This is a genomic window from Wielerella bovis, from assembly GCF_022354465.1.
Lineage (GTDB): Bacteria > Pseudomonadota > Gammaproteobacteria > Burkholderiales > Neisseriaceae > Wielerella > Wielerella bovis.
Genome location: NZ_CP092361.1, coordinates 241,725 through 264,298, shown reverse-complemented (window position 1 = coordinate 264,298; position 22,574 = coordinate 241,725). Strand labels below are relative to the sequence as shown.

21 protein-coding genes, 2 tRNA genes, 1 other RNA gene and 1 riboswitch are annotated in these 22,574 nt (G+C 42.3%); of the genes, 6 read left to right on the top strand and 18 right to left on the bottom strand.

Annotated features, from left to right (window positions below; genetic code table 11):
• Window positions 1-85 precede the first annotated feature (85 nt).
• Both ampD and ruvA read right to left on the bottom strand, forming a co-directional pair.
• On the bottom strand, window positions 86-643 hold the full coding sequence (gene ampD, locus MIS45_RS01330) for a 1,6-anhydro-N-acetylmuramyl-L-alanine amidase AmpD (RefSeq protein ID WP_249450761.1): 558 nt from the start codon (window positions 641-643) through the stop codon (window positions 86-88).
• A gap of 65 nt (window positions 644-708) precedes the next feature.
• Window positions 709-1,296, bottom strand: a complete 588-nt coding sequence (ruvA, locus tag MIS45_RS01325; RefSeq protein WP_249442864.1) for a Holliday junction branch migration protein RuvA — start codon at window positions 1,294-1,296, stop codon at window positions 709-711.
• 173 nt (window positions 1,297-1,469) lie between these two features.
• Here ruvA and MIS45_RS01320 point away from each other — a divergent pair.
• Window positions 1,470-1,546, top strand: a tRNA-Arg gene (locus MIS45_RS01320).
• Between the two features lie 15 nt (window positions 1,547-1,561).
• Window positions 1,562-1,636 (top strand) — tRNA-Glu (locus MIS45_RS01315).
• 121 nt (window positions 1,637-1,757) lie between these two features.
• Here MIS45_RS01315 and aroG read toward each other — a convergent pair.
• From aroG to MIS45_RS01300, 3 genes are all read right to left on the bottom strand, one after another.
• A complete protein-coding gene (gene aroG, locus MIS45_RS01310) occupies window positions 1,758-2,801 on the bottom strand; it encodes a 3-deoxy-7-phosphoheptulonate synthase AroG (RefSeq protein WP_249450760.1) in 1,044 nt (347 codons plus the stop codon).
• Between the two features lie 219 nt (window positions 2,802-3,020).
• Entirely contained in the window at window positions 3,021-4,364 is a 1,344-nt protein-coding gene (gene rho / locus MIS45_RS01305) for a transcription termination factor Rho (protein WP_249450759.1), read from the bottom strand.
• 509 nt (window positions 4,365-4,873) lie between these two features.
• Window positions 4,874-5,299 carry a surface-adhesin E family protein gene (locus tag MIS45_RS01300; RefSeq protein WP_249450758.1) on the bottom strand — a complete coding sequence of 142 codons (426 nt, stop codon included), beginning with the start codon at window positions 5,297-5,299 and terminating at the stop codon, window positions 4,874-4,876.
• Window positions 5,300-5,651: 352 nt separating this feature from the next.
• Between MIS45_RS01300 and MIS45_RS01295 the strand changes: the two genes are divergently transcribed.
• The 3 genes from MIS45_RS01295 to MIS45_RS01285 are packed head-to-tail and all read left to right on the top strand — an operon-like array spanning window position 5,652 to window position 7,291.
• Window positions 5,652-5,975 (top strand): YbjQ family protein, encoded by a 324-nt coding sequence (locus MIS45_RS01295; protein ID WP_249450757.1) that lies wholly within the window; start codon window positions 5,652-5,654, stop codon window positions 5,973-5,975.
• 9 nt (window positions 5,976-5,984) lie between these two features.
• Window positions 5,985-6,476, top strand: coding sequence for a YbjQ family protein (locus MIS45_RS01290; RefSeq protein WP_249448817.1), 492 nt, complete (start codon window positions 5,985-5,987; stop codon window positions 6,474-6,476).
• Window positions 6,473-7,291 carry a M48 family metallopeptidase gene (locus MIS45_RS01285; RefSeq protein ID WP_249444313.1) on the top strand — a complete coding sequence of 273 codons (819 nt, stop codon included), beginning with the start codon at window positions 6,473-6,475 and terminating at the stop codon, window positions 7,289-7,291. The genes MIS45_RS01290 and MIS45_RS01285 overlap by 4 nt, the downstream gene beginning before the upstream one ends.
• A 228-nt stretch (window positions 7,292-7,519) precedes the next feature.
• Here MIS45_RS01285 and MIS45_RS01280 read toward each other — a convergent pair whose 3' ends face one another.
• The 8 genes from MIS45_RS01280 to MIS45_RS01245 form a co-directional block, all read right to left on the bottom strand.
• Complete coding sequence (locus MIS45_RS01280) at window positions 7,520-7,957, bottom strand: DoxX family protein (protein WP_249443749.1); 438 nt, start codon at window positions 7,955-7,957, stop codon at window positions 7,520-7,522.
• Window positions 7,958-8,279: 322 nt separating this feature from the next.
• Window positions 8,280-8,504: a hypothetical protein gene (locus MIS45_RS01275; RefSeq protein ID WP_249443748.1), complete on the bottom strand. Its 225-nt coding sequence runs from the start codon at window positions 8,502-8,504 to the stop codon at window positions 8,280-8,282.
• 64 nt (window positions 8,505-8,568) lie between these two features.
• Window positions 8,569-9,597 carry a UDP-3-O-(3-hydroxymyristoyl)glucosamine N-acyltransferase gene (gene lpxD, locus MIS45_RS01270; protein ID WP_249450756.1) on the bottom strand — a complete coding sequence of 343 codons (1,029 nt, stop codon included), beginning with the start codon at window positions 9,595-9,597 and terminating at the stop codon, window positions 8,569-8,571.
• A gap of 133 nt (window positions 9,598-9,730) precedes the next feature.
• Window positions 9,731-10,225, bottom strand: a complete 495-nt coding sequence (locus MIS45_RS01265) for an OmpH/Skp family outer membrane protein (RefSeq protein ID WP_430472161.1) — start codon at window positions 10,223-10,225, stop codon at window positions 9,731-9,733.
• A 78-nt stretch (window positions 10,226-10,303) separates the two neighbouring features.
• Window positions 10,304-12,835, bottom strand: a complete 2,532-nt coding sequence (bamA, locus tag MIS45_RS01260) for an outer membrane protein assembly factor BamA (protein WP_249450754.1) — start codon at window positions 12,833-12,835, stop codon at window positions 10,304-10,306.
• Between the two features lie 4 nt (window positions 12,836-12,839).
• Window positions 12,840-14,195, bottom strand: coding sequence for an RIP metalloprotease RseP (gene rseP / locus MIS45_RS01255; RefSeq protein WP_249450753.1), 1,356 nt, complete (start codon window positions 14,193-14,195; stop codon window positions 12,840-12,842).
• A 170-nt stretch (window positions 14,196-14,365) separates the two neighbouring features.
• Window positions 14,366-14,723, bottom strand: an RNA gene (rnpB, locus tag MIS45_RS01250) — RNase P RNA component class A.
• Between the two features lie 74 nt (window positions 14,724-14,797).
• A complete protein-coding gene (locus MIS45_RS01245) occupies window positions 14,798-16,531 on the bottom strand; it encodes a potassium/proton antiporter (RefSeq protein ID WP_249450752.1) in 1,734 nt (577 codons plus the stop codon).
• A 397-nt stretch (window positions 16,532-16,928) separates the two neighbouring features.
• Here MIS45_RS01245 and MIS45_RS01240 point away from each other — a divergent pair, with 397 nt between their 5' ends.
• Window positions 16,929-17,906: a PhoH family protein gene (locus MIS45_RS01240; RefSeq protein WP_249450751.1), complete on the top strand. Its 978-nt coding sequence runs from the start codon at window positions 16,929-16,931 to the stop codon at window positions 17,904-17,906.
• A gap of 56 nt (window positions 17,907-17,962) precedes the next feature.
• Here MIS45_RS01240 and MIS45_RS01235 read toward each other — a convergent pair whose 3' ends face one another.
• From MIS45_RS01235 to MIS45_RS01215, 5 genes are all read right to left on the bottom strand, one after another.
• The gene (locus MIS45_RS01235; protein ID WP_249442820.1) at window positions 17,963-19,462 is read right to left on the bottom strand and encodes an alanine/glycine:cation symporter family protein; all 1,500 of its coding nucleotides are present in this window, start codon (window positions 19,460-19,462) and stop codon (window positions 17,963-17,965) included.
• Window positions 19,463-19,637: 175 nt separating this feature from the next.
• Entirely contained in the window at window positions 19,638-20,648 is a 1,011-nt protein-coding gene (locus MIS45_RS01230) for a thiamine ABC transporter substrate-binding protein (protein WP_249450750.1), read from the bottom strand.
• A 134-nt stretch (window positions 20,649-20,782) separates the two neighbouring features.
• Window positions 20,783-20,876, bottom strand: a riboswitch (TPP riboswitch).
• 114 nt (window positions 20,877-20,990) lie between these two features.
• Window positions 20,991-21,425: an MliC family protein gene (locus tag MIS45_RS01225; protein WP_249450749.1), complete on the bottom strand. Its 435-nt coding sequence runs from the start codon at window positions 21,423-21,425 to the stop codon at window positions 20,991-20,993.
• A 93-nt stretch (window positions 21,426-21,518) separates the two neighbouring features.
• Window positions 21,519-21,860 carry an MliC family protein gene (locus MIS45_RS01220; RefSeq protein ID WP_249450748.1) on the bottom strand — a complete coding sequence of 114 codons (342 nt, stop codon included), beginning with the start codon at window positions 21,858-21,860 and terminating at the stop codon, window positions 21,519-21,521.
• Window positions 21,861-21,925: 65 nt separating this feature from the next.
• Window positions 21,926-22,324: an MliC family protein gene (locus MIS45_RS01215; RefSeq protein WP_249450747.1), complete on the bottom strand. Its 399-nt coding sequence runs from the start codon at window positions 22,322-22,324 to the stop codon at window positions 21,926-21,928.
• Window positions 22,325-22,574 lie beyond the last annotated feature (250 nt).

Genomic DNA, 22,574 nt, shown 5'->3' with positions numbered 1-22,574 from the left:
TAGCGTATTCCAAAATGGAAGTCGTTTGAATAGGCGAATGTAGTGTAGATTATAACGGATTTCAGCCTTTCAGGCAGCCTGAAAGTTATTTTGACACATTTTCCCCTGTGGTTTTTGCAATACGCTCCCAATCAAAAAAATGACCTGGGTCACTTTTACGACTAGGCGCAATATGCTCATGACCTGTAATAGCATCAATGGGATAGTGTGTACAAATCGCATCTAACAAAGGCAGCAACGCGTGATATTGCGCTTCGGTAAATGGTTCAAAATCACAGCCCTCCAACTCAATACCGATAGAAAACGTGTTGCATTTTTCTCGTCCATTGAAAGACGAAATACCTGCGTGGTATGCCATATCATCGCATGATACAAATTGCACCACTTCACCCAATCGTGTCACAAAAAAATGGCTGGACACGCGCAATGTGGTTAATTGTGAAAAAAAGGGATGTTCATCAGCCACAATTTGATTGGTAAATAATTTTTGCACAGCACCCGAACCGTATTCAAATGGTGGCAAAGAAATATTGTGTAACACAATCAAACTGATGCGTTCATGTTCTGGACGAGCGCAATAATTTGGCGAAAACAGTTGTGTTGCATTTTGCCAGCGACCATTAACCCAGTGATTTTCTTTCATCGTTCTATCCAAAATTTATTTTTCAGGCTGCCTGAATGGATTTTGCAAAGATTTTAGCCTAAAAATTATTTCAACAATCCTTTTAACGCCAAACGCACACCCTCACTTACATCCACATCAGCAGGTAAACCTTTGACTGCTGCTCGTGCCTCACGTTCCGAATAACCCAATGCCAATAAAGTACTTATGATATCTTCACGCTCGTTTACAGGTGTTGCTGCTGCAAATAAAGCCAAGTGCGCATCATCTGAATGCGCCAATTTACCGCGCAATTCCAACACCATACGCTCCGCCGTTTTTTTACCAATACCAGGAGCAGAGGACAATCGTTTCACATCTTCTTGTGCCACAGCCTGCGCCAACTCATCCGCAGTCATTGCCGATAAAATCCCCAATGCCGTTTTCGCACCGATGCCACTGACTTTAATCAACTGACGAAAGGTAGCACGTTCCGATTTATCCGCAAAACCAAATAGCAAATGCGCATCTTCTCGTATCACCAACTGCGTAAACACTTGCACCGACTCACCCACAGCAGGTAGTGCATAAAATGTTTGCATGGATACATCCACTTCATACGCCACCCCTTGTACATCAATCACAATATGTGGTGGCAATTTTTCTATCAAAATTCCTGTTAAACGGCTAATCATTTTTTATGATGACTTTCTTCAAAATAGTTTTCAGGCTGCCTGAAAGCAAAAAATGTTTATTATAACCCAAAGATTAAATAAAATTTAAAAATAAAACAAAATGATACAAATTTAATACCATACAATACTTTACAAATAAAAACAAAGCCAGTATCATTCGACCTTTCTTAACTGCACCCGTAGCTCAGTTGGATAGAGTATTTGGCTACGAACCAAAGGGTCGGGCGTTCGAATCGCTCCGGGTGCGCCAGAAAAGATTTTATCCGCGCCCATCGTCTAGCGGTTAGGACATCGCCCTTTCACGGCGGTAACCGGGGTTCGATTCCCCGTGGGCGTGCCAGCATTCCAAAAGCCTGTTCGTATGAACAGGCTTTTTTCATGTAAATTTATTTTTTATTAATACATAGCAGCCTGAAAACTTGATAATTTGGATAATCAAATTTTCAGACTGCTCTTTCTTTTTATACACGCACGCGATTAGCTTCTGCTAACAATGCCAACAATTCTTCGGTGGTATCCCAACCAATGCACGCATCGGTAATACTTTGACCGTAACATTCAGGTTTATCTTGGCGACCTTCCACCAAATGGCTTTCCACCATTACGCCCATAATATTTTGTTCACCATTTTGGATTTGCTGCGCCACATCCTGCGCCACTTCCATTTGACGGCGGAAATCTTTGCGACTATTGGCATGGCTAAAATCCACCATCAATTTCGGCGTAACACCCGCTTTGCTTAATTGTTCCGATGCAGCCTGAACGTGTTCCGCGCTGTAATTTGGCTCTTTACCACCGCGCAAAATCACATGACAATCAGAATTACCCGAAGTATGCACAATCGCCGAATGTCCTGCTTTGGTTACCGATAAGAAATGATGTGGATGCGATGCTGCACCAATCGCATCAATCGCAATCTTCAAATTACCGTCCGTCCCATTTTTGAAACCAACAGGGCAAGACAAACCACTCGCCAATTCACGATGCACTTGACTTTCCGTCGTGCGCGCGCCAATCGCACCCCATGAAATCAAATCTGCATAATATTGTGGCGTAATCATATCCAAAAACTCAGTAGAAGCAGGCATACCCAAATTATTCAAATCCAACAATAATTTACGCGCCTGACGCAAACCAAAGTTAATGTCAAAACTGCCATCCAAATGTGGGTCGTTAATCAAACCTTTCCAGCCCACTGTTGTACGCGGTTTTTCAAAATATACACGCATCACAATCAACAATTCTTTTTCATATTTTTGGCGCAAAGGCAACAAACGTTGGGCATACTCCATCGCCGCTTTCGTATCGTGAATGGAACATGGTCCAATAATCACCAACAAACGATTGTCTTTGCCATGCACCAAATCAGAAATTTCTTGGCGCGTTTTCACTACTAATTCAGCGGCTGCATCGCTAATGGGCAGTTCATACAAATGTGCAATCGGTGGCAACAACTCAGCTACGGCTTGAATGCGCACATCATCGGTTTTTTGTAAGCGGTTCATGATTGTATTCTCGTTTATTCAATAAAGCGTGCAGAATAAAGGTTTATACGCTGCTTGACAAGGCTTTCAGGCTGCATTTTGAAATTTAATTTTATTATGGTTTAGATTTAACTAATTTTGTATCTATTTAAGACTATTTTTTTTATTTTAGGAAATTTAATTGCTAAAAATAAAATGCAGCCTGAAAACTAATTTTCAGGCTGCCTATATAATTTAAATTTATTCTGTTGTCGTTTTTGGTTTGCGTCCACGTGTCGATTTTACAACGGTTTCAACGCTTGTGGCTTTTTTAGCGACACTGCTTTTGCCACCACGCATTTCATCAAAAAACTCATCATTATTTTTGGTTTTCTTGATTTTATCTAACAAAAACTCTGCCGCTTCAATGTCGTCCATTGGATGCAGCACGCGGCGTAATACCCACATTCTTTGCAACTGGTCATTCGGTACCAGCAATTCTTCACGGCGTGTACCCGATTTGTTGATATTAATCGCAGGGAAGACACGTTTTTCCGCCAAACGGCGTTCCAAATTCAGCTCCATATTGCCCGTGCCTTTGAATTCTTCAAAAATCACATCATCCATGCGGCTACCCGTTTCCACCAACGCAGTAGCGATAATCGTCAGTGAACCACCTTCTTCTACATTTCGCGCTGCACCAAAAAAGCGTTTGGGGCGATGCAAGGCATTGGCATCCACGCCACCTGTCAGCACTTTGCCCGAAGTTGGCACAACGGTGTTATACGCGCGCGCCAATCGTGTGATACTGTCCAATAAAATCACCACATCTTTTTTGTGTTCCACCATGCGTTTGGCTTTTTCAATTACCATTTCGGCAACTTGAACATGGCGTTGTGCGGGTTCGTCAAATGTGGACGATACGACTTCGCCACGCACGCTACGGGTCATTTCGGTTACTTCTTCGGGACGTTCATCAATCAGTAATACAATCAATTCTACATCGGGATTGTTCGCTGTAATGGCGTGAGCGATGTTTTGCAACATCACGGTTTTGCCTGATTTAGGTGGCGCAACCAATAAAGCGCGTTGTCCTAAACCAATCGGCGAAATCAGGTCAATAATCCGTCCTGTGATATTTTCTTCGGTTGAAATATCGCGTTCTAATTTGAGTTGTTTGGTGGGGAATAAGGGGGTTAGGTTTTCAAACAGAATTTTGTGGCGACAGCTTTCAGGATTATCGCCGTTGATGCTATCTAAACGTACGAGGGCAAAATATTTTTCATCATTTTTGGGGACGCGTACCGTACCTTCAATGGTGTCTCCCGTGTGCAGATTGAAGCGGCGGATTTGATGGGGCGAAACGTAAATATCATCGGGGCAAGCGAGATAAGATGTGGCACCGCTGCGTAAAAAACCGTAGCCATCGGGCAGCGTTTCTAGCGTGCCTGAACAGACAAATTCTTGTCCGTTTTTCATCAATTCGCGCACAATAGTAAAAACAAGGTCTTGTTTGCGAAAGCGGTTGGCGTTTTCAATACCCATTTGTTCGGCTTGGGCGATGAGTTCGGTAATATGTTTTGTTTGAAGTTCTGAAACGTGCATAATGAAATTTCGTATAAAAGTTTTCAGGCTGCCTTGTTGTGCAACATGAAATGGGTTTGAAAAATAATAAAATATTTTTGGAAAATGCAGCCTGAAATGGCAAAGAATTTTTGGAGATGGAAATTTTAGGGGCGATAGGCTGACTTGTCAAGAAAACGACTGAATGGAATAAGACGAGATGGTAGCAATCGCCTTATTTTTATGCCATTTTGACCAACCATAACTTTTGCAAAACCCAAATTTGTAGGTCAAATTCTTGAATCCAATATTTCTTATATTTAACAACTATTTTTTATAGTGAATTCACTAAACCAGTACAGCGTTGCCAGCTCCCTTATGTATAGTAAATGTATAGTAAATTAAAATAAGAAATCTGCTTCGTTACCCACGCCCTTATGTACTATTTGTACACGGCGGGCGTGGTCGCCTTGTCCTGATTTAGTGAATCCACTATATTAAAAATTATTAGATATCAGTATCCAACCTACAAGTTTTCAGGCTGCCTTTTTTTATTTTTTACAGGCAATATTGAATAATGCAAAAGAAGGAGTATTGGGTGCGATAGCTTGGGGAGCCACTTGACTACGCGTGTAACCATGTTGGGCAAGTAACGTTCCATTTTTATCGTAGAACCGTGTATTGAGTGGGCGGTTGGTGCGTTTACTGCAATCAAATTCCCAATCTGTAATTGCGGCTTTGTAGGGTGGCGTTTGTGTGAAACGGGTTTTTTGTGGGTCAAGTACCACTTTTCGGTCGGTCAGGCGTACAATTTGGCTTTGGCGCACAATGCTGTCTGTGTCGTATGCCACTTCAATTTCGCCATTTTGGATTTTGCCAACGCTTGTCCATGAACCTTTGGCAGCAACAGGGGAATGAGTTGAGCCACAAGCGGATAATAATAATGCGGTGGCAATAAGGGTTAAGGTGGATTTCATGACTTGTCCTAGCGGTTATAAAACAGATATTGTGCCATGTTTTTTATCAGTAGGGGTGGTTTACATGCTTTGAGGCTGAAACGTTTGCAAAACCTTTTCAGGCTGCCTGAAAATTCGTAGATTAAATTCTTCAATAAATCAAACTATTGAATTAATATAATTTTTTATAAATAAAAATATTCAGATAGAAGTATCCAACCCCACCATTATTCCACTTAACCGAAATATTAATCATTTTCCCCATTCAAGTTTAAAAACCGATATAATCTCAATACAGTTTATTTCAGGCTGCCTATTCCACACAATGCAGCCTGAAACCTGTTTTTTTCAAATTGATACAAAGGAAAACATCATGTATACCATGTTAATTACCAATTTAGAATACGTTCCAGACCGTCGCATTGTGAAACATTTGGGTTTGGTACAAGGCTCGACCGTACGCTCCAAACACGCTGGACGTGATTTTATGGCGGGATTGAAAAATATTTTTGGTGGAGAATTAAAAGGCTATACCGAATTACTCAACGAATCACGCGATGAAGCCTTAAATCGTATGATGAGACAAGCACACCAAGCAGGTGCAAATGCCATATTAAATGTACGTTTTTCTACTTCATCGGTAGCCGCTGGCGCAGCAGAGATTTTTGCTTATGGTACAGCAGTTGTTTTAGACTAGGGGTCTATCATGGATTGGTTGATAGAATTCTCAGGCTGGATTATTACGCTGGTCTTGTTGCTGATTGCGTTTTTTACTGGCAATCGCAATGAGAAAAAGCACTATGAAAGCATTTTACGCCGCGAAGAAGAATTACGTCATATTATGGTGGTATTGGTACGCAAACCGCCAAAAAATTTCTGTAATCAACATTTGGTACGTGGTAGTGTAGTAATATCCAGCAATTATTTCACGCGCTTGTTGGCAGGTTTCCGCAATTTTTTCGGTGGTAATATCAGCGCGTATGAAACCTTGCTTGACCGTGCACGACGTGAAGCTGTGTTGCGCATGAAAGAAGAAGCCGCAAAAATGGGGTCAAGCATGATTATCAATATGAAATTTGAAACCACAACGCTGGGCAATATCCACGACCCTCGCCAACAAGCCGCCAATGGCACGGTGGAAGTGCTGGCATATGGCACAGCGGGCAAACTGCGTAAGAAAGAACAAAGTGCAGCATGAAATTGGAAGCACCTAAATTTGACGAAAGCCAAAACCCCAACATTTCTCACGATACATCACATTTGGGTGAATTGCGAGCCATGTTGGGGTATTTATTACTGACAATTTTGCTTGTCTGGTTGTTGGTGGAAGCGATTGTTTGGTCATTACCATATACTGTGAGTTTGCAACGTGAGCGTGCATGGTTTTCGTTTGTTGGCAAACATCTTTTAGCAGATGAAAGCATCAAGCACGACCCTAATATGCAAGAATTGGCTGACCAACTGGCGGTACACATGAATTTACCCGCCAATTCGGTTGATGTGTACATTAGCGATGATGATACGCCCAACGCATTTGCGACATTTGGTGGCAATGTCGTGTTGTATCGTGGTTTACTCAATCGTTTACCGAATGAAGAAAGCGTTGCCGCAGTATTGGCACACGAAATGGGACACATCAAACATCGCGACCCGATGCGCGGTATGACTCGCAATTTATTGTATAGCGTATTTGCCGCCGCTTTTGGTAGTGAAGCACAACTGCACAATTTGGTGCATTTGGAAAGTTTACGCTACAGCCGCGAGTTGGAATACCGTGCCGATGCCGAAGCTGTTCATGCTGTTGTGGGACAATATCGTAGCGCGGCGGGTGTAACGGATTTGTTTCGTACTTTGCAAACAGTAGAACAGGAATACAAGGTGGCTGCGTATCCGACATGGTTGAGTACGCACCCTGCCACAGCGCAACGCATTGAACACGCCCAAACCATCGCTACGCAAATCCACGCGACTCAAACACCTGCGGCTTTGCCGAATCGTTGGCAGAAAAAATAACCGCTGTATGGAGATAAAATTTTCAGGCTGCCTTTCATTTATGCAGCCTGAAAATACAGCATAGTAAAAGATAGATATAAGTATTTAATTTATATCATTAAATAGTTGATACGGCGTTTTCAGGCTGCCTTACAGTACACGACAATTTTTTTGAAGTTACCACTAACCTGTTCCCTCCCCCGTCTCCAACGGGGGAGGGAACAGGTTTCAGGCAACCCAAAGTTTTTGTCATGTACTGTAAGGCTGCCTGAAATCCGATGGATGGATTTTTTGGCTGATGAGATTATCCACCGAAATTTTGCCTGCGCCTGTGAAGACAAATAACAAAAATACCAATGAATACAAAGCAGCACCTTCGCCTTCGTTCAGCATAGGTAACAAGGGATTGCCGCCGTGTACCACAAAATACGCGAAAGCCATCATGCCCGATAGCACAAACGCGACTGAACGCGTGAAACAGCCGAGTATAAACAATATGCCGCCAACAATTTCTAACATCCCTGCCAAACCGTATTGCGAAAACAAAGGTACGCTGCCGTTGCCATCGGTCATGGACAGCGGAAATTCAAAGAATTTTGCCGTGCCGTGCAGCAAAAACATATAGCCAATCAAAATACGCGCCAATAAAAAAGCGTAGGGTTCAAATTTGTTTAATGGTTGTTTCATCATGATGTTGTGTGTGTTGTTAAAGAAAGAACGGATTATAATGATAACCAATAGTTAAAACAATGGGTGGAAATATAATCTAGTTTTAACCAATAGGAAACATGATTGTATGGTTTGAAAATAGGCAGCCTGAAACTTTTGCAAAACTACCAATATCGCCATTCCCGCGCAGGCGGGAATCCAACGTTGAGTTAAACAAACTTTTGTTTCTTAAAGTTAAAAGTGGATTCCCGCCTGCGCGGGAATGACGGCGATTTAAAAGTTTCCGCAGTTTTGCAAAGGTTTCAGCCTGAAAAGTTTTCAGGCTGCCTATTTGATTGGTTTATTTATTTTCAGGCTGCGTTGAGGCGTATTTTTGTTGATGTTCCAACAATTCCTGTTGTTTCATCAATTTATTGCGCCGCCGTGTTATGGCGACCCAAAAAGCAAACAAGGTGGGTAAAATCGTCCAAAAGACCAAATAAATCAAAATTCGCGCGATGCTGCCTTGTGCGATGGAAAACATAAAAGTTACAAAAATATAACCAATGGCGACAATATGCCACATAATCAATCCTTTATATTTTTCAGGCTGCCTAAATAGATTTTGCAAAAGTTTCAACCTTGAAAAATTATTCTGCGCCCTGCTCTGCCAATTTCGCTTCCAAAGCTTTGATACGTTTGTGCATTTCATGCAAATGATTGATATGCACGCCGTTGCGTACCCATTCTTTATAAGTTTGCATCGGGAAAATGGAAGCATAATGCTGACCACTTTCCTTAATGCTGTGCGTGATATTTGTTCCGCCGCCAATATTGGTTTTATCGGCAATCGTGATGTGTCCCACCGTTCCCACGCCACCGCCAATCACGCAATAACTACCGATTTCCGTGCTGCCTGAAATCCCTGTTTGCGCCGCGATAACCGTATGTTCGCCAACTTTGCAATTGTGTGCGATTTGGACTTGGTTATCAATTTTTGTGCCACGTCCCACTATTGTATCCGACATCGCGCCGCGGTCAATATTGGTATTGGAGCCGATTTCCACATCATCGCCCAAGGTAACGCCACCAGTTTGCGGAATTTTAAACCAATCGCTGCCTGAAAATGCCAAACCAAATCCGTCCGCACCAATCACGCAGCCTGAATGCAATTCCACGCGATACCCCAATGTGCAACCGAAATATACGGTTACATTGGGGTGTAAAAAGCAATCGTTGCCCAACACGCAATCGTGTTCCACCACCGAATTTGCCAGAATTCGGCAACGTTCGCCCAGCACCGTATTTGCGCCGATGTACACGTTCGCACCAATTTCGCAACTTGTGGGTACAACGGCAGATGGTTCAATCACAGCGGTTGGATGCACACCGCCACGCGCCGCCACAATCGGGTGGAATAAGCGTGCGACTTTGGCAAAATACAAATAGGGGTCTGGCGCGATAATCACATTACGTTCGGGGAATAAATCTGCTGTTTTTGCCGATACGATGATTGCGCCTGCTGCGCTGTCGGTTACTTCTTGTTTGTATTTGGGGTTGGCTAAAAAAGTGATTTCATTGGTTTGGGCGCGTGATGCGGGGGCGATGGCGGTTACGGTAATATTTTCGCCACGCCATTCGCCACCGAGTTTTTCTGTGATTTGGGATAGGGTAAACATTATTTTTCCTTGTGTTTTCAGGCTACTTTTTATGCCAAAATATGAATATATGAATTAAGATTAAGGCAGCCTGAAAATAATTGAATTTTTCAGGCTGCCTGTATAGAAAATAGGGCTGTGATGCAGCCTGAAATTATTTGATTTCGTCCAGCAATTTAATCACGCGGTCGGTAATATCGTATTTGCGCGTAACAAATACAGCTTCTTGCACGATTAAATCGTATTTTTCTTTTTCGGCAATGTTTTTGATGATGGCATTGGCATTATTTTGCAAAGCAGCAAACTCTTCGTTGCGTACCAAGCTAAACTCTTCGGATAAACGTGCTGATGCAACACGATATTGTTGTGCTTTTTCTTCCAGTTGTGCTTCTAAACGTTTGCGTTCATTAGCATTTTTGCTTTTGGCAATCCGAGTTCGTAGCTCTACACCTTCTTGTTGCAATTGGGTTAAAGCTTGTTGTTGTACGCTAAACTCTTGTTGCAAACGAGCTTCAATACGACGTGCTGCTTGGGTTTCAGTGTAAACACGCTCTGGATTGACGTAACCCAATTTCATTTCAGCTGCGGCATTCAGGCTGCTTGTCAATAATATAGCTGCGCTTAACATTTTAATGGTTTGGTTTTTCATCATACTTCTCATATTAAGAGTCATTTTAGGGTAGGGAATGGGTTAATATAAACCATCCCCTTTTTTCAGGCTGCCTTGTTAGAATACCGTACCCAACTGGAATTGGAAACGTTGGATTTGGTCTTCGTCTTTTTTCTTCAATGGATACGCATAGCTCAATTTAATTGGACCTACGGGTGAAATCCATGTGAATGCCGCACCCGCGGAATAACGCAATTCATTTTTAAACGAAGATTTGTGGTCGGTTTTGTAGAATTGGTTACTGCCATAAGGGTTGCTGCTTGAATACATGGCTGGCGTATACGTTTTACCGTCCCACACACTGCCTGCATCAGCAAACAAACTCAAACGCACAGCACGGCTGTTTTTGACGCCAGGGAAAGGGAACAGCAATTCTGCATTAGCATTGGCAGAATATGTACCACCGTATCGTTCAATATCAGTAAAGGTATTAGATGATGGGTCATAGTCATATACTTTTGGTCCCAAAGAACCGCTTTGGTAACCACGAACCGAACCTAAACCACCACCTGATTGCATATACATAAATGGCACTTCTTTGGTTTTGCCATAACTACCACTATAGCCCACTTGACCATTTAGCATCAATGTAAAGTGTTTACTGATTGGGAAATACCATGTTTGTTGATGACCCAACATATAGTATTGCAAACCACTTCCTGGCAAACCGATTTCACCTGTTACATTGGTATTGTAACCGCGTGTTGGCCAGAATCCATCGTCAGTGGTATTGCGATACCAACTTAACAAGCCTTTATAAATCCAGTTATTTCGACCATTTTGGTCTACATAACGTTGGTAACGATAGGGAGGGTTATTGAACAAGGTAATGCCCATATGTTCCACACCTAAACCAACATTAACACGGTCATATTCGGTAATGGGTACACCCATCATTGCTTGTCCACCATAACGCACCATGCGATAGTTGCGTGTATTGGTATTGGATTTAGATGGGTCATACTTTGAACCAAATACGTTATAAGTCATACTAACCCCATCATTGGTAAAATAGGGTTCAGTAAATGACAGATTTACTAATTGTGATACTTTACTGCGTGATAGACTTAATGCAGCAGATTTACCTGTACCAAACAAATTATCTTGCGCCATACTACCCGCTAACACCAAGCCATCATCTTGCGACCAACCAGCCGAAGCATTGATACTACCAGTACGTCGCTCTTTTACTGTAACATCCACATCTACTTGTTGTTCATTTTCAGGCAGTGTTCTGCTGGCAATTTGCACATCTTCAAAATAGCCTAACTGACTTAAACGCTGCGAAGAACGTGCAAGTTTAAATTGGTCAAATGTTGCTGCTTCCATTTGACGCAATTCACGGCGAATGACCTCATCACGCGTTCTGTTATTGCCTTTAATGGTGATTTGACGCACAGCAACTCGGTTACCAGGGGTAATAAACACGGTAATATCAGCAATATTTTTGCCATTTTCTACACGGCGAGCTGCCTCACTGCTTACTTGCGCATTGGCATAACCTGCTGATTGCAATTCTAAACGAATACGCGCCATTGCCTCTTTCAAGCGATCCATGTTACTCAAACGACCTTCTTTGAGTTTACTCAGATGCTTTTCCAAATTTTCTAATGGCACATCTTTGTTATCGCCAACAATTTTGACATTGCCCCAATAGAATTTTTCGCCTTCGTGTACTTGAATCGTTACACTTTCACGGGTCTTATCTTCATTCAACTGGCGTTTTACATCTTCAAAATCCACCTTGAAATCAAAGAAACCTTTGTCATAGTAAAAACTTTCCAAGCGTTCTTTATCACGGCTAAATTTTTCCCATGAGAAAACATCACTTCTCGTTGCCCATGAGAACAATGTCCCATCAGTTAAACCGATTACACGATTTAAACGATAGTCTGAAAAATTCTCATTGCCTTCAAAATCAATTTGTCTGACACGTGTGGTTTCACCTTCGTCCACATTAATCAGTACTGCTACACGATTGCGAGCCAATTCCTGTACTTCTGGCGTAATTTTGACATTGTTCTTGCCTTGTTCTTTGTACGCGCCATCCAAAGCACGCAAAGCACGAACCAATGCTTCTTGGCTGAAAAAATCACCTTTTGCTAAACCTGCAGCTGCCAATGCTTGCGAAGTATTGTAAGTCGCTTCATTTTCAAAGTTTGCCAGTCGCTCATCTTGCCCCTCTTCGGTTCTACCGCTAACCAGTTCTTCATCACTGCTTGCTTTGCTGGCTTTTACCCCTGCCATTTGTTTCTTAATGGCTGCATTGGGCAAAATTTTTGTACCTTTAATAATCAAATCACTGATGATGGGTCGCTCTTTGACGGTAACAATCAGTTGGTTACCATTTTGTTCCAGCAACACATTTTCATAAAAACCGCTTGCATGCAGACTACGGATAATATTTTCGCCTACTTCATCGGTAAATTGGCTACCCTCTTTTACAGGCAGCAATGAACGCACGGTGGCTTCAGAAGTATGTTGTTCGCCTTCCACGCGAACATCGCTAATGGTGAAATCTTCCGCAAAAGCTGGGGTTGTAATACCTAATGCAAATAAGGTTGCAACAGTAGTTTTGTTTAGTTTCATTGTATTATCCAAGTAAGCGAGTAATATCGTTAAAAAATGCCAGTATCATCATAGTAAGCAATGCTGCTACGCCAATTCGCAAACCAATATCTTGTATGGTTTTGCTTAATGGTTTGCCGCGTATCAATTCAGCAGTATAGTAAACCAAATGTCCACCGTCTAATACAGGTATTGGCAGTAAATTCATCACACCCAAACTGATGCTAACAAGTGCAAGAAATTCTACATAACTTTGCCAGCCAATTTGTATAGTATGCCCTGCTACTTCGGCAATGGTAATCGGCCCTGAAATATGGGCAAATGATGCGTTACCCGTTATCAATTTGCCAAAGAAAGAGAGTGTGATATTGGTATAATCCACCATTTTTTGCCAACCCAGTTGCATAGATTGCGCTAGATTGGGATAGTATACATGATGAACTTTTTTCTGCCATGCTTCATCTATGGCAGGAGCAATTCCTGCACGACCAATAATTTGACTGCGGTCAGGTAATTCGTGTGCATCAGGCATCAATATGGTTTCGTGTTCTGTACCATTTCGCACATAAACGACTTTCAAGTTTCTTCCTGCATTTTCACGCACAATTTTTGCCCATTGTTCCCATTTAGGCGTATCCATACCATCTATGCGAATGATGCGGTCGCCTTTTTGTAAGCCCGCTTTGGCGGCAGCTTTATTGGGTACAACTTCGCCAATATATTCACTCAATTTCACAGGAGAAATACCGATGCTAGCTTGTCGTGTCGCAACTGCTTGTGCTTCAGGTGTACCGACTGCATCAATGGTGCGTGTTTCAGGCTGCCCTTGTGGATTCTCCACTTGTACCAAGACTTTCCCTGCCTCTAAATTCATTACCATATTGATGTAGGCATCATTAAATGTATTAACAGCTTTGCCATTAACACTAATGATTTTATCACCTTCACGAAAACCTGCTTTGGCGGCGATAGACGGGCTGTCTAGTGTGCCAATATAAGGACGTGTTTCTTTGACACCTCCTATACCAAAACTAAAAGCATACAAAATAATCGCCAAAGCCAAATTAGTCAGAGGCCCTGCGGCAACCACAGCAATACGTTTGAGCGGATGTTGTTTATCAAAAGCGTAGGGTAAATCTTCATCAGCAACTTTACCTTCGCGCGTATCTACCATTTTGACGTAGCCACCAAGTGGAATCGGTGCGATACTCCATTCAATATTGCGCCAGATTTTGGTGTAGAACGGTTTGCCGATACCAATAGAAAAGCGTATTACTTTAATACCGCACAATCGAGCGACAATCAGATGCCCTAATTCGTGCAAGCCAACCAACAGCACGATGGCGAAAACAAAGGCGATAAGGGTTTGTAAATAAAACATTCAGAAAATAACTTGAATAAAAAGGCTGTTAGAATAACAGTTTTGCTGGATTTTGTATATTTGATAATGGCTTTCAGGCTGCTTTTTCTTTTGGATTTACATGGTTTTTCAGATTATTTTCATATACAAAAGGCAGCCTGAAAAGTTTTCAGGCTGCCTAATAATCTACAAAAACAGGTTAAACGATAAGCCGGGTTCTGTCGTTGGACAGTCATTCATCTAGACGTACCGTTACCAGTACGTTCAAGCAACCTACCCGAACACTCGGCGAGCAGCGTCAATATGTTCTGTTTGGTCTTGCTACAAATGGGGTTTAGCCTGCTGCGAACTGTTGCCAGTTGCACGGTGCGCTCTTACCGCACCTTTTCACCCTTACCTGTTCGTGTTGCCACGTCATCGGCGGTATTGCTTTCTGTTCCACTTTCCGTCATGTTACCATGCCCAGCCGTTAGCTGGCATTTTGCTCTGTGTAGCCCGGACTTTCCTCCCCGTATGTTTGTGATACGCGGCGACTGTCTGTTCAACCTGTACGGCGGATTATACAGGGATTTTATGTTTTCAGGCTGCCTATTGTAGATAGACAGCCTGAAAACCTTAGCCTACTATTCTGCTATTTTCGGCATTTTCAAACCAACCGATTGAATTTTGCCTTGTTCATTTAAAACTTTAACAGTTAAACAAAAGTTGTCCAAATAAATTCGGTCGCCAGCCACAGGAATACCGCCAAATCGTTCGCTAAACAAATCAGCCAGTGATTTTTCTCGGTCTTCTTCCGCTGCTTGCACGCCATACATAAATGCTAAATCACTCAATTTTACATTGGGATTAACTTCAAATTCGCCATAGAATTGTTGTTCATTCAGGCTGCCTGAATCATCGGCAAATTGTCGTGCAAAGGCTGAACCGTGTATTTCGGGTAGGGTGTACCACGCTATATCATTGACTTGCATTTGTGTCGTGAAATCTACTTTAATCGTTTGATTATTGCGTACCAATACAAATAAACGGCAGCCTGAAAAACGGGCATCGCGTGTCATGGCGTAAGGGTGGCTATTTACGGCTTCCGAATTTTCTTCTACGCGAAAGGCTTGCATGGTAACGGATAATTTATCAGCTAACCAAAGTTCGCGGGTTTCCAAAGGTTCAGGCTGCGGTGGCAAAGTCATGCCCGATTTTTTGGCAAAATAGGGAATGGTCGTGCCTTGAATCAGCAGCGATAAAATTACCACCGCAAAGGCAATATCAAACAAAAATCGTGCGTTTTCTACGCCCATCATCATCGGCATAATCGCCAAAGTAACGGGAACGGCACCGCGTAATCCTACCCAACTGATGTAGGCAATTTCAGCACGGCGATATTTGAACCATTTGATAGAAGTGTACACGGCTACTGGGCGTGCAACCAAAATCAGGAAGCTGGCAATCGCCAACGCTACCCATGCTTTATCCAGCAAATGCGATGGCGTAACCAATAAACCCAATACCAAAAACATGGTAGCTTGTGCCAACCATGCCAAACCGTCCATCACGGTTAAAACGTGCTCGGTAGAAGCATTGCGTGCATTGCCAATCAATACGCCTGCCAAATAGACCGCCAAAAAACCGCTCCCTCCTGTCATATTGGTTAGGGCAAACAAGGCTACGCCACCCGATGCAATCATTAAGGCATACATCCCTTCGGCAAGACGAATACGCGCCAATAACCACGCCAAGATTTTGCCACCTAATATACCTACAACCAAACCCAAACCGAGTTGTTTTAGTAACATGATAAACGCGCTTGCAAAAGTTGTATTTTCAGGCTGCGTTATCAAGCTGATAAGTATACTAACCAACAAAATCGCCATCGGGTCATTGACACCACTTTCCAATTCCAACGTGGCTTGAATACGCGGATTGAGTCGCACGCCGCTGTTACGCAATAAAGAAAACACGGCAGCCGCATCGGTTGAACCCACAATCGCTGCCATCAATAAACCCAGTTTCCAATCAATTCCCAAAAACAGCGTGGTGAAAATACCGAGTAAACCAACACTTGCCAATACGCCCCAACTGGCTAAAATCGCCGCAGGTTTGAGCGCAATACGGAAAGTTGCATATTGTGTACGCAAGCCGCCGTCCAACAAAATAATCGCCAATGCTAATTGACTGACCAGCGATGCACCAACAAAATTGTTAAACACAATACCGCCAATGCCTTCTTCGCCCGCGAGCATGCCGACACCCAAAAACGCTAACAACAAAGGCATGCCTAAACGTGCAGACAGGCGACTTGCTAATACGCTGGCAAACAGCAATACCGCCATAATCAGATAAATAAGATTGAGTTGCTCCATATTGCATCCTTTGTGCTTAGTGAAAGAAAGGCAGCCTGAAAATATCTTTGAATGATACCGTAAAGCTCAATCGCAGTATAATAGCTTATCCTAATTTTCAGGCTGCATGGAGCGAATAAAACACACTATGCAGCCTGAAACATTTTAGATTGTGGTAAATTGTTTACCGAAATTCCTGCAAAACAAGTATAGCCACAGAATTGAAAAAGTACTACGGCGTTGGCTCGCCTTGTATTGCATTTTCACTTCTACGACTATATAGTGAATTCACTAAACCAGTACAGCGTTACCAGCTCCCTTATGTACTAGCTGTACACGGCTCTCGCTACCGACTTGTCCTGATTTAGTGAATCCACTATACATCATGTGTATCGTATCCGAATCACGAAAGCAAAATATGACAACTGTACATTTACAATTTGAAGATTACGACCCCATCGCCCTACAAAGACTATGCGGCGCATTAGACGACAATTTAACTGCGCTAGCACACATTTTGGATACACAAATCAGCCGACGATTTGACCATTTCACGTTTTCAGGCAGCCATGCCCACGCAGCACGTAATGCCTTGGTCAATTTAATGGACATCGCTGAACAACGCGATTTGTCAGATGAAGACATCAACCTTGCTGCCGTAGAAGCGAAAACCGCTGACAGCCAACACATTGAAAAAACCGACAAAAACCACGCCTACTATTTCCACACCAAACGTGGCAGTATAAGCGGACGCACACCACGCCAAAACGGTTACATTCGCGCCCTGCTCAATCACGATATTGTGTTCGGACTGGGGCCAGCAGGCACGGGCAAAACCTATTTGGCGGTCGCAGCAGCAGTGGACGCCATGGACAAACACCAAATAGAACGCATTGTTTTGGTGCGTCCTGCGGTGGAAGCGGGCGAAAAACTCGGTTTTCTCCCTGGCGATTTAGCACAAAAAGTAGACCCGTATTTACGCCCACTGTATGACGCGCTCTACGATTTGATGGGCTTTGACCGCGTTACCAAATTAATGGAAAAAGGTTTGATTGAAATTGCGCCGCTCGCCTATATGCGCGGACGCACGCTCAACGGCGCGTATGTGATTTTGGACGAAGCGCAAAACACCACGCCCGAACAAATGAAAATGTTTTTAACACGCATCGGTTTCGGTACCAAAGCCGTGATTACAGGTGATTTGAGCCAAATTGATTTGCCTCGCAATATCAAATCAGGCTTGCGCGATGCGCGTGAAAAATTAGGTAACGTGGAGGGCTTGTATTTTCATACGTTTACTAGCGAAGATGTGGTTCGCCATCCGCTTGTACAAAAAATTGTAGAAGCGTATGACGAAGCAGATAATGAAAACAAGAATATGGATTCAGAACAATAAGATAGGCAGCCTGAAAATATTTTTCAGGCTGCCTTTTTGTTTTTTAATGCTATCTTTTACCAAATATTGGATTTGATTTTGCGTTTCAACACAGGATGTTCACTCAATTTAAACTCAGGTTCTTTTTTACCCATACGCAATTTCACCGTGTAGTCTTTCAACAGCAGTAAAACGTATTTGTACATCAGCAAAATAACCACCAAGTTAATTAATGCCATCACGCCCATTGCTAAATCACCCATATCCCATACAACGGGTACTTTTGCGACTGCGCCAAAATACACAAAGCCCAGTACTGCCATACGGAAAAGTGCCAACACCAGCCAGTTGCTGTGTAGATAGTGAATATTGGTTTCAGCATAAGCATAGTTACCGATAATGGTGGTAAACGCGAACATAAACAGAATAAATGCCAAGAATTGTTGCGCCCATGAACCAATATGACTTTCCAATGCGGCTTGGGTTAATTGAATGCCACTTAAATCTGCATTCAGTGATGTATCAGATAGCAAAATGACAAATGCGGTACAAGAACATACCACCATTGTGTCAATAAATACGCCTAGCATTTGGATTAAGCCTTGTGAAACAGGGTGTTTAACGTCTGCTGATGCCGCTGCATTGGGCGCAGAACCTTGACCTGCTTCGTTAGAATATAAACCACGTTTGATACCATACATCATGGCTTGCGAGAAGATGCCACCTAAAAAACCACCTTCAACGGCTTTGCTGCTAAACGCATCTTGAATAATCAAATTAAATACACGCGGAATTTCGCTGATATTGGTTATCATCACATACAATGTAACAAGCAGATACACAATCGCCATCAATGGCACAATGCCTTCTGCAATTCGCGCTACTCGTTTGATACCACCAAAAATAATAGGGGCGGTAATAATGACTAAAAATGCACCAATGCCGTGTTTGTAATTATCCCAAACTTCTTCGGTAACGCCATCAGCAGGAGTCATATTGCTTGCTGATTGTATGGCTTGCACAATCGTATTAGCTTGAATGGCTTCGTATACAAAACCAAAGCACACAATTAAACTGACCGAAAACAGCACCGACAACCAATGTTGATTCAAACCATGCGCAATATAATAAGCGGGGCCACCGCGAAATAATCCCGTTTGTTTATCGCGTACTTTGAATAATTGTGCCAATGTGGATTCAGCAAATGCAGAACTCATACCAATCAGTGCAGTCAGCCACATCCACAATACGGCACCAGGTCCACCAATAGAAATCGCTAATGCTACACCTGCAATATTCCCCGTTCCTACGCGACTGGCTAGACCCGTTACAAACGCTTGGAATGCAGAAATCCCACTGTTTTGATTAGCGTTTTGTCGGCTACCGCGAATTTCTTTGATACTGCGTCCAAATAACCGTAATTGCACAAAACCTGTGGCAATGGTAAAGAAAAAACCCACACCCAATAAAATGACAACCAACCAGTCCCATAAGGGGTTACTAATAGCATTAACAATACAATGTACTTTGTCTAATGCACCTTCTTGGGCAAAGCATGAAAAAATACCGTTACTCATAATAACCTTTAAAATATGTTTTAAAACAAAGGTTTCAGGCTGCCTATTTACAATAAAAGGCAGCCTGAAATTTAGATTTTAATATAAAGTTTAAAAAAAGGGGATATTTTTACGATATGTTTTCAGGCTGCCTATAATGTTTCATGTGAAACATTATAGGCAGCCTGAAAGATTTTTACCGCAATACCGTTTTTGTCCACCGCGCCAACCATGCTTTTTGTTTGGCATTGACCTGTGCTGCGGGCAAAAATTCTGCATTATTCGGTGCTGATGTATGAACAATAATGGGATGATGCCGCGTATTTTTCACCGCAGGGTACACCCACATAGAAGTTGTAACCGATTGTTGTACCGCAGGATTTTGTAAAAATTGCACCAATTTTTCCGCCAATTCAGGCTGCTTGGCTTTATTCAACACCGCCGCACCTTCAATCTGCACATAACTACCACCTTGCAAAAACAAATTACCCATATTCGGCGTTTTCAATTTTCCTTTACTATAAAAAACTTCCGCCGCAGGACTGCTGGCATATCCCACAATAATAGGACGCGAACCGCCGTTCAAAGTAAAATCGGTATAATACGCTTCCGACCAACCTTTGGTAATTTTAACCCCATTTTGTCGCATATCGCCCCACCATTTAAAAGCCGCTTCTTCACCCAAACCACTAATATTGGCTAATAAAAACGCCAAACCTGGGGTAGATGTATTGGGATTAGGCATCGCCAACAAATTTTTATATGCTGGTTTTGCCAAATCTGCCAACGATTGTGGCAAAGGCAATTTTTTCTCCGCAAACCATTTTTTATCATAATTCAAAGAAATAAAACCATAATCTACCGCCAAAATATGTGGCAGCGAAACAATTGTAGGCACACTTTTTGGCTGATTGGCTGCCAAAATACCTGCTTCGTATGCTTTCAACACCGTATTATTATCCAGCCCAAACACCGCATCTGCCAAAACCGTACCATTTCTCGTCAAAATCAAACGGTTGAGCATCTCATTACCATCACCTAATTTGATGACCGACACTTTCGCATCATTTTGTTGTTCAAATTTTGCCACTACTTCTTTGGGCAAATCATACGAATCATGTACCGCCAAACGCACTTCGGTTTTTGCCCACGCGCTTGCAGTCAGCATAATAGATAAACACAATAATGTTGCATGAATTTTATTCATTTTTGTTTCCTTGTTGATTTGTGGATAAATCGCAAATCATGCTTTCAGGCTGCCTGACGCGTGTTAAACGCAAAAAGACCGATTCATCATAGTTTATAAAAACGATGCTGAAATCGGTCATCATATTCTGCGTTTATATACGCTTTTTAGTTTCCTACGCCAGCATTATCTGCATCAGGTTCACGGGTATCATCTCAGCCGCTATTCGCAGCACCCCGACTAAACGACTATAGTGAATTCACTATAAATTGAATCTACTATATAATTGTGGCAGAAAATCAAACAAACAACAAGAAAGGCAGCCTGAAAGTATTTTTCAGGCTGCCTTAATGACAAAATCATTTATTTCGTTTTGACATTACATGTTGTTTCGGTTTTATTACCATAAGGGTCAGTAAATTCAAAATAAGCCTCGCCACCTTTTTCATGCCATTCGGTTGCTTTATCATAAAAACCCTTATCCGCAGCATAACGTTCGCCCGAAGCAGAAACTTTTTGTGTCAAATGCGCGCTCGCACCAATGGTATCCACATTCAAATGAATGGCGTTTTCTTTATCCTCACGCTCATCAATCATATAAGTTACATTAGCAGTCATGCCGTTTTCACATACAAACACACGACTATCGCCAGAATGCAGATTGCTCACTTGTGTTTGAGTAGATGCAGCAGTTTCTGTTTTAACAGGCTGCGCTGGAGCAGAAGTATTATTTGGATTGTTGGTACACGCTGCCAATGCTGCAAACGCAGAAACAATCATGAAGTGTTTGATTTTCATCGTACTATTCCTCAAATGTAATAAAATGATACAGCTTTAAATTTTCAGGCAGCCTGAAAAACTCAAACTGCCTGAATCAATGGTACACGCAAATTATTTTCTACGGCAAGAAGTTTCCACCACATTTTTATAGGGGTCGTTGAAAATCAAGTGTGCATCTTTACCTTTCACTTGAAACTCCGTACCTTTTTTGTAGAAACCACGATTGCTGATGTAGCGTTCGCCTGAACCCGTTGGAGCAGCTCGCAAAATAGTGCTTGCACCAATCGTATCCACATAAACACGCACTTTGTCGCCACCCAAGCGTTTCATCGTAACAGTCGCACCGTTTTTGCATTCAAATTTTTGCCCTGTTACTTTTTTGGGTGCCGCTTGCGCAACATTCATGCCCAAAGCCAAAGCAACAGCAGAAACAGTCAATACGATTTTTTTCATGATAAATTCCTTATTCAGAAATAAGTTGTTTTAAAGGTAAAAGTTTATTTCAGGCAGCCTGAAAATTATTTGCTATAACAAGCCGTTTGCACTTGATTACCATAAGGGTCTTGGAAGTTGAATGCAGCTTCTTTGCCTTTCATATGAAACTCGGTGGCTTTATTATAAAAACCATTGGCATTGATATAACGCTCACCCGAACCCGATGGAGCAAGGCTCAAAATAGTGCTGCTTTCAATCGTGTCCACATGCAAACGGATTTTATCTTCGCCCACATTGTGTTTCACAGTAGCCGTCATACCATTTTGGCAAGTAAATACTTGGTCAGACAAGCTGCTTGCGGTATGAGTCGCAACAGAATGGTTGTGATGGTTGTGATGATTATGCGATTGTGGTGCAGAAGTTTGACTGCACGCGCTCAATGCTAAAACAGCAGCCGTTGCTAAAAATGCAATTTTTTTCATAACGATTTCCTTTCGTTTGCGAGTAATTGAGAAACATTATAATCAAGTGTTTGAAAAAATGTAGTCACTTGTTATTGGTTTAACTGAAATTTACTTCCCGATTTACACGAAAAGTTGCTTTTCAGGCTGCCTAAATCCTTATAAAATGAAATACTTTTTTCAGGTAGTCTGAAAGGGTATTTTTTAACAAAATAAGCAATTTGTAACGCAAAAAGGCAGCCTGAAACCCTATTTCTTAACAATTTTATGA